The following is an 8,198-nucleotide window of genomic DNA, read 5'->3' as shown; positions in this document are numbered from 1 at the left end:
TCGTCGCCGCCATGCCGAAGCCGAACACCATGCCGAACATCAGGAACATGATGATATTGGCGTTGCTCGTCGCCGCCAGTGCCTCCTCGCCGAGAAAGCGCCCGACCCAGACCGTATTGATCGACCCGTTGAGCGACTGCAGGACATTCGATCCCAGCGTCGGCAGCGCGAACGCCAGCAGCGTCGGCGCGATCGCCCCCGCGGTCAGATCGCGTTGCCCGCGCCCGCCTGACGAAAACGCCGGAGCCGCTTCTTCCGTCGCCATGCGCGCATCATCCTCCCAAGCCCCGCGGCGCCCTCCTTTGCAGAAGATGCGCGTCGGGGACAGAGGATCCTTGCCTGTATCAGGGTTTCGTCGACGTCACCCCAGCCGCGCCAGCGCCGCGGCGAAGCGCTCCGCATCGGCGGCTTTCTCGGCATGATCCGCGCGCGCCTTTTCCACCGCCTCGGGCTTGGCGCGTTCGACGAAGCTCGGATTGTTCAGCCGGCCCGCCAGCGCGTCACGCTCCTTCTCAGCCGCCGCGAGGGACTTCGCCAGCCGCGCGCGCTCCGCATCGAGGTCGATCACCCCTTCCAGTGCGAGTGCGAAAGTCTCACTGCCCCACAGGATCGGCGCGCGGGCGCCCTGCGCCTCGCCGGGGGTCAGCGTGACCCGCGCCAGCCGCTCGACATACGGCGCGATCGCGTCCGCCACCGTGCCATCGCCGGTATGCAGCGCGATCCTGGCGCCCGGCGGCACGTTCAGTTCCGCCCGCGCCGCGCGAACATGCTCGATCAGCTCGATCAGCCGCTCGACCTGTTGCACAGCCTGCGGATCGAGCGCGCGGGCATCGGGCATCGGCCAGCGAGCGACGATCAGTTCGCTCTCTCGCGGTGCCAGCGCATGCCACAGTTCCTCGGTGATGAACGGCATGAACGGGTGCAGCAGGATCAGGATCTGGTCGAGCACCCAGCCCGCCACCGCCTTCGTCTCGGTGTCGATCGCTCCCTTGATCAGCTCCAGATACCAGTCGCAGAAACGGCTCCACACGAACTGGTAGATCGCATTCGCCGCCGCGTCGAAGCGATAGTCGGCCAGCGCCAGATCGACCGCCTGCACCGTAGCGACCGTTTCCGCGACGATCCATTTATTGACCGCCAGTGTCGCGGCGGGCGGCTCGATCGTGTCCGATCCGCCGATCCCGTTGGCCTGCGCGAAACGGCTCGCGTTCCACAGCTTGGTCGCGAAATTGCGATATCCCTCGACCCGCTTCTCATCCATCTTGATGTCGCGGCCCTGGCTTTCCATCGCCGCCATGAAGAAGCGCAGCGCGTCCGCCCCATAGGTGTCGATCAGGCCAAGCGGGTCGACGGTATTGCCCTTCGACTTCGACATCTTGGCGCCATCGGCGGCACGGACGAGGCCGTGCAGATACAGAGTCCGGAACGGCACCTCCTTCATGAAGTGCAGCCCTTGCATCATCATGCGGGCATCCCAGAAGAACAGGATATCGAAACCCGAGATGAGCACGTCATTGGGATAGCGCCCGGCCAGCGTGGCATCGCCGTCCTCCGGCCAGCCCAGCGTCGCGAACGGCCATAGCGCGCTGGAAAACCAGGTATCGAGCACGTCGGGATCCTGCGTCAGGGCGACCCCCTCGCCCGCCTGCGCCTGCGCCTCCTCCGCGCTTTCCGCGACATGGACGCTGCCGTCCTCCGCGAACCATGCCGGGATACGATGCCCCCACCACAATTGCCGGCTGACGCACCACGGCTGGATATTTTCCATCCAGTTGAAGAAGGTCTTTTCCCACGTCTTCGGCACGAGCTGGATCGCGCCGGATCGCACTGCCTCGATCGCCGGCTTTGCCAGCGTCGCGGCGTCGACATACCATTGGTCGGTCAGCCACGGCTCGATCACCACGCCGGAGCGGTCGCCATAGGGAGTCTGGATCGTGCGGTCCTCGACACGGACCAGCGCGCCCTCGGCCTCCAGCCGCTCGACGATCGCCTTGCGCGCGGCGAACCGCTCCAGCCCGATCAGCTCGGCGGGGATCAGGCCGTCAGCGGTCTGGCACACCGCCGCCTTGGCATCGAGCATGTTGAGCATGTCGCGCGCTTCGATCCCGGCGCGACGGCCGACCTCGAAGTCGTTGAAATCATGCCCCGGTGTGATCTTCACCGCGCCCGACCCAAGCGCCGGATCGGCATGTTCGTCGGCAACGATCGGGATCAGTCGCCCGGTGATCGGCAAGCGGATCTGCCGCCCGATCAGCGCGGTATACCGCTCATCCTCCGGGTTCACGGCCACCGCCATATCGGCGAGCATCGTCTCCGGCCGGGTGGTCGCCACCTCGATATCACCGCTGCCGTCCGCCAGCGGATAGCGAAGGTGCCAGAATTTGCCGTGCACCTCGCGCGTTTCCACCTCGAGATCGCTGATCGCGGTGCCAAGCCCGGGATCCCAGTTCACCAGCCGCTTGTCGCGATACAGCAGACCCTCGCGATGCAGCGCGACAAATACTTTCAGCACCGCCTTGCTGAAGCCTTCGTCCATCGTGAAACGTTCGTTGGCCCAGTCCATCGAGCAGCCGAGCCGGCGCAGCTGGCGCGTGATCTGCCCGCCGCTCTCCGCCTTCCACTCCCACACCTTCGCGACGAAATCATCGCGCGAGAAATCGGTGCGCTTCTGCTGCTGCGCCGCCATCTGGCGTTCGACCACCATCTGCGTCGCGATGCCCGCATGGTCGGTGCCGACCACCCACAGCGCATCCTTGCCTTTCAGCCGCGCATGGCGCGTCAGGATATCCTGCAACGTATTGTCGAGTGCATGGCCGATATGCAGGCTGCCGGTGACGTTCGGCGGCGGATTGACGATCGTCCATGGCTCCGCCTGGGGGCGATCGGGGTGGAACAACCCCCTCTCCTCCCAATGCTGATACCAGCGGGTTTCGATGGCGGCGGGGTCGAAGGTCTTCGCGAGTTCGGTCATGATCCGCGCGGGCTATCCCGCGCCGCCGCAAAAGGAAAGGGCGGCGCCGTGCGGCACGCCTAGCGACGCACCGTCACTCGGCCGCCCTTCGCGTCCAGCGGTTCATCCAGCCGAGCACCTCACGATACCATTGCCGCGAATTCTTGGGCTTCAGCACCCAATGATTCTCGTTGGGAAAGACCAGCAGCCGCGACGGAATGTCGCGCCGCTGCAGCGCCGTGAACGCGGCGATCCCCTGCGTATAGGGGATGCGGAAATCCTTTTCGCCGGTAATCACCAGCATCGGGGTCTTCCAGCGATCGACATAGTTGACCGGGTTCCATTTTTCGAACGCGGCGGGATCCTCGTAATAGGCCTTCCCGCCGTGCTCCCACTCGTCGAACCACAGTTCCTCGGTTTCATAGGCCATGGCGCGCGCATCGAACACGCCGTCGTGCTGAACGATGCATTTGAACCGGTCGGGCCAGCGGCCCTCGATCCAGTTCATCATATAGCCGCCATAGCTCGCGCCGAGCGCACAGGCATTGTCGGCGTCGAGCCACTCGTATCGGGAGGTCGCGGCCGCCAGTCCCTTCTGCAGATCCTCCAGCGGCCAGCCGCCCCAATTGTTGCGGATCGCGTCGGTGAACGCCTGGCCGTAGCCGGTCGAACCATGGAAATCGATCGCCACCAGCGCATAGCCCGCGCCAGCGAACACCGCCGGATTCCAGCGGTATGACCAGCTGTCGTTGCTAGATCCCTGCGGGCCGCCGTGGACCATGAACGCGATCGGCAGCTTGCCCGTCACGCCAGCGGGCCGCACCGCATAGCCCCACACCGTGTCGCCGTTCGCGCCCTTGAAATTGAACCGCTCGACCGTCGGCAGATCGATCCCCGCCAGCCGCGTCCGGTTGACATCGGTCAGCCGGATCGGTGCGGCGCCGGGAACGACGCGGTAGAAGTCGGCCGGTGCGGTCAGGCTGTCCAGCGCGATCACCGGCCCACGCGCGGTCAGCGCCAGCGCGGCGACATGACCAGCGCCGGTCAATCGCGTGGTCGCGCCGGTGGCCGCATCGACGCGGAACAGCGGTACGTCCTGCGTATCCTCGGCGGTGACATACAGCGAGCGCGAATCGGGCGCCCATTGCACCGATCCCACCGAGCGATCCCACCGCTCGGTCAGGGACGTCAGCTTGCCCGTCGCCAGATCGCGGATCGTCAGGACATACCGATCCGCCTCATAGCCGGGCCGCCGCATCGCCAGATAGGCGAGCTTGCGTCCATCCGGCGAGACGCTGGGTTGCGTATCGGTGGCCTGGTTCGTCGCGGTCAGGTTCACTGGCGCGCCGCTGCCGTCGGCGGCGGTCGACCAGATGTCGAGATTGGTCGACAGCGGCTCGATCCGTCCCGCCTCGCGCAGCGCGAAATAGAGCGTCCTGCCATCCGGGCTCCACGCGATTTCCTCCGCGCCACCGAACGGCTTCGACGGTGTGTCGCCGACCAGCGGACGCGATACCGCGGCGCCGTTGCCCTTCGCGCCAGCCGCGGTCAGCGGCAGCGTGAACAATTGCGAGCGCGTTCCGTCGGCCCAGCTATCCCAATGCCGCACGAACAATCGATCGTAGCTGCGCCCCGCCCCGGCATCGGCGTCCTTCTTTGCCACCGCCGGCTCCAGGGTGGCCGCTCCCGGACGGCGGTCCGCCCAGATCGCGATCCGATCGCCGCGCGGCGACACCTTGAACCCGTTGAACCCGCCCTTGAAGTCGGTCAGCCGCCGGGGCGTTCCCCCAGCCACCGGGATCGACCAGATCGCATCGTCGGCGGTGAAATACACCGTCGTGCCGACGATCTGCGGATCATTCTCATCCAGCGCCGGGTCTGCGGCGAGTCGGGTCGGCACGGCGCCGGGGCGCGTCAGATCGAGCTTCCAGAGATCGTAGCGGCCACGATCGGCGTCGAGGTCCGTCTCGCGCTGCGCCCATACCAGCCAGTGGCCGTCGGCAGAGGCGGACGGCGTACCGACCCGACTGAGCATCGTCACGTCATCGATCGTCAATTGCCGGGCGCTGGCAGGCATGGCGACGATGGCGGCCAGGGCGGCGGCGGGTGCGATCAGACTCGCGACGAACTTGCTCTTCATGCCCCGAGGATAAAGCAGATCGTCGCGAATGAAACAATCGCCGCAACGAGTTTGGCGACCGCGGCCGGGCAATCCCGTCGCCGCGTCGCCGCCGTCACCCCTGGCGGGTGATCTTGGCGATCTCGCGCGCGACCATCTGTTCCACCAGCGACGGCAGATTGCGGTCGAGCCATTCGCTCAACATCGGGCGCAACATCTCGCGCACCAGCCCCTCCAGCGTGCCGTCGCTCTCCGGCTCGGGCTTCACCATCAGCCGGTTGAGCGCGTTAAGCGCGTCGCGCGTCGCCTCGACGGTGCGCGACGATACCACCGGAGCGGCGGGCGATGCCGCCGCGGGGGACGGCGCCGCCACCGGGTCTGCGACGAAGCCCGCATCCTCTTCGCTGGCCTGCGCGATCGGTGCCGCCACCGGCGCTTCGGGCGTGAGCGCCGGCGCGCGCAGCGGCTCGCGCAATTCCAGCACCTGCTCACCGGGTTCGTCGGTCGTCAGCCCGCGCTCCTGCGGTGCGAGCGGGCGTTCCTGCGCGGGCAGCGGGCGCGGTGCGGCGCGACGCGGCGGCGTCTGCGATTCGCCTTCCTTGATGACCCGTTTGATGGAAGCGAGAATATCTTCCATCGACGGTTCGGCGCTTAAATCCCCCATCGCGCAGTCCCTTGCAACGTCTCCGCCCATTACGGGCGCGGTCGATCAACACCTGTCGTTAATGCGGGTGTCCTGTCAACATCGCTTTCGAGCATCGGTTCCAGCGGGCGGGTGACCGAGGCATCCTGGGCGGGGATTTGCGTGGTGCCGGGTGCGACCGGATCGGCGCGGCGACCCGAGTTGAAGTCCGAGATACTGTTGCGGACCGCGCGGTAATGCGTCGTCGGATCGTACAGCGGCCCGCCGTCGAGGCCCAGATCGTCCGCCTCGGCATGCCCCATCGCCGCCAGCAGCGCGAAGCCGGCGACATAGGCGTCGCGTCGCGCCGTCACCAGCGTCACCTGGCTGTTGAGCAATTCCTGCTCGGCATTGAGGATGTCGAGGATCGTGCGCGTGCCGACGCTGTTTTCGGCGCGAACGCCCTCAAGGCTCAGCTTGTTCGCGCTGACCGCGGCCTCGGCGCTTTTGATCACTTCCTGGGACGAGCGCCAGATCGCAAAGGCGGAGCGGGTCGTCGCGACCACCTGGCGTTCGGCGGCGGTTGCCTGTTCGATCGCCTGCCCGCGCAACTCCTGCGCCTGTCGGATCCGCGCCGCCGGAAGGCCGCCCTGAAAGATCGGCAGGCTCAGCGACAGACCGATCGCGGTGGAAGTGCCGGTCTGCCCGACGCCCAGGCCGGTCCCGGCGCCGAGACTGCCCAGATAGTTGAGGTAATTCTGCCCCGCGGTGACGCCGACCTGCGGCAGGCGCCCCGCCCGCGCGACACGCACATCATAATCGGTCGCCTCGCGCACCCGACGCGCGGCATAGAGCGTGGGATTGTCACGCAGCGCGACCTCCACCGCGGTATCGGGCGCGGTGGGTAGCGCCGGCAGCGGCGGCGGCGCTTCGAGCGCATCGGGCGCGGTCCCCACCAGACGAACGTAATTTTCGCGGCTGGCGATCAGATTGGCCTGCACCGTCTGCAACTGCGCGCGCGCGAGGCTCAGGCGCGCCTCGGACTGCGCGACGTCGGTGCGCGTCAGGTCACCGACCTCAAACCGGTCGCGGCTGGCGCGCAGGTTGGTTTCCAGCACGCGCACATTCTGCCGGTTCAGGCTGACGATCGCCTCGTCGCGGAGCACATTGTTATACGCGCTGACGACGTCGGTGAAGGTCGACGCCTCCACCCCGCGCAAATTCGCCGCGCCGGCGTCTACCCGGATTTCCGCCGCGCGGACGCCGTTGCGAACACGCCCGCCCTGATAGAGCGGCAGCGTCACGCTGGCATTGCCCTGCGCCAGCCGTTCAGGCGTGGTAAAATTGTTGCCGCTACGGATCAGATTCTCGTTCACGCCGCCGCTGACCGACACCGTCGGCCGTCCGCCGGCACGCGCGATCGGTACGTTCTCGTCATTGGCACGCTGCGCCGCGCGCTGCGCGGTCAGCGTCGGATTGTTCTGGTACGCCTTGGCCAGTGCGTCGCGCAATGTTTCGGCCGATGCCGGTCCTCCCACCAGTGCGGCGACCGACAGGAACAGCGAAAGACGCACACGCACGATAGCTTGATCCCTCAGAAGGTGAAACGATGCGGCCGCGCGAAGCCGGGCAACGGCACCGAGTCGATATCCGCGAACGGCAGCAGCGAGTGCGCCGCGCCACGCCGCGCCCCCGCCGCGAGGCGATAGACGCCCTTGTCGACCAGGCCGGTGACGATCCGGCCGCCATCGACCAGCTGGGTCACCAGCGTCTCGGGCAGTTCCTCCACCGCACCGTCGACGACCAGCACGTCATACGGCGCGGCCTGGTGATGCCCCTTCTCCAATGCCCCCTCTACCAAGGTGACGTTGGCGACCGGCGCCAGCGCATCGGTGGCATGGCGGACGAGATCCGGCAGCGATTCGACCGCGACCGTTTCGCGCACCAGCCGCGCCAGCACGGCGGCGGTGTAGCCAGTGGCGGTACCGATCAGCAGCACGCGATCGCCAGCCCCCAGACGCGCCTGATTGAGCAGCCGCGCGGTCGCCAGCGGCGTGTTGAGGCGGCGTCCCTGCCCCAGATCGATCGCCGTGTCGCGATACGCCAGCGCCGCGGAGGCAGCGGGAACGAACCGCTCGCGCGGCACCTCCGCCATCGCGGCGATCACGCGTGGATCGGCGACCGCTGCGGTACGCAGCTGGCTCGCCACCATCGCCTGGCGCATGGCGGCGAAATCGTCGTGGCGATCGGCGGAGGCGGCGGCAGTGGAGATCATCGGCCTTCCTGTGGCATGGCTGTTATAGGGATGCAACACACGTTGTGTGCGGCGCGCTTGTATCGCGTGGCGGCGCGCACGCCAACCTTCATGGTGCGTCGACGGGCGATGCCTGCTCCGGGTGGGCGATTGGGCGCTTGACACGCGGCGCGCACGCCCGCATCTGCGCCGGCTCTCACCGCATCGAGGCGCGATGGCGGAGTGGTGACGCAGAGGACTGCAAATCCTTGCA

The 8,198-nt window shown here is 67.4% G+C and carries 6 protein-coding genes; all 6 read right to left on the bottom strand.

Annotated features, from left to right (window positions below; genetic code table 11):
• Positions 1-265, bottom strand: a 265-nt coding sequence (locus tag ACFDSW_RS13325) for an MATE family efflux transporter (protein ID WP_375250769.1), incomplete at its 3' end; no start/stop codon positions are given.
• A 96-nt stretch (positions 266-361) separates the two neighbouring features.
• The gene (locus tag ACFDSW_RS13320) at positions 362-2,971 is read right to left on the bottom strand and encodes a valine--tRNA ligase (protein ID WP_375250768.1); all 2,610 of its coding nucleotides are present in this window, start codon (positions 2,969-2,971) and stop codon (positions 362-364) included.
• 73 nt (positions 2,972-3,044) lie between these two features.
• Positions 3,045-5,090, bottom strand: a complete 2,046-nt coding sequence (locus ACFDSW_RS13315) for a prolyl oligopeptidase family serine peptidase (protein ID WP_375250767.1) — start codon at positions 5,088-5,090, stop codon at positions 3,045-3,047.
• Positions 5,091-5,184: 94 nt separating this feature from the next.
• Entirely contained in the window at positions 5,185-5,706 is a 522-nt protein-coding gene (locus ACFDSW_RS13310; RefSeq protein ID WP_375250766.1) for a DUF2497 domain-containing protein, read from the bottom strand.
• Between the two features lie 56 nt (positions 5,707-5,762).
• Positions 5,763-7,265: a TolC family outer membrane protein gene (locus ACFDSW_RS13305; RefSeq protein ID WP_375250770.1), complete on the bottom strand. Its 1,503-nt coding sequence runs from the start codon at positions 7,263-7,265 to the stop codon at positions 5,763-5,765.
• A gap of 20 nt (positions 7,266-7,285) precedes the next feature.
• Positions 7,286-7,966 (bottom strand): protein-L-isoaspartate O-methyltransferase, encoded by a 681-nt coding sequence (locus ACFDSW_RS13300; protein ID WP_375250765.1) that lies wholly within the window; start codon positions 7,964-7,966, stop codon positions 7,286-7,288.
• Between the last annotated feature and the right edge of the window lie 232 nt (positions 7,967-8,198).

The organism is Sphingomonas sp., assembly GCF_042091075.1.
Lineage (GTDB): Bacteria > Pseudomonadota > Alphaproteobacteria > Sphingomonadales > Sphingomonadaceae > Sphingomonas.
Note: the sequence above shows the minus strand (reverse complement) of the source record. Positions and strands in the feature narration are given on the sequence as shown.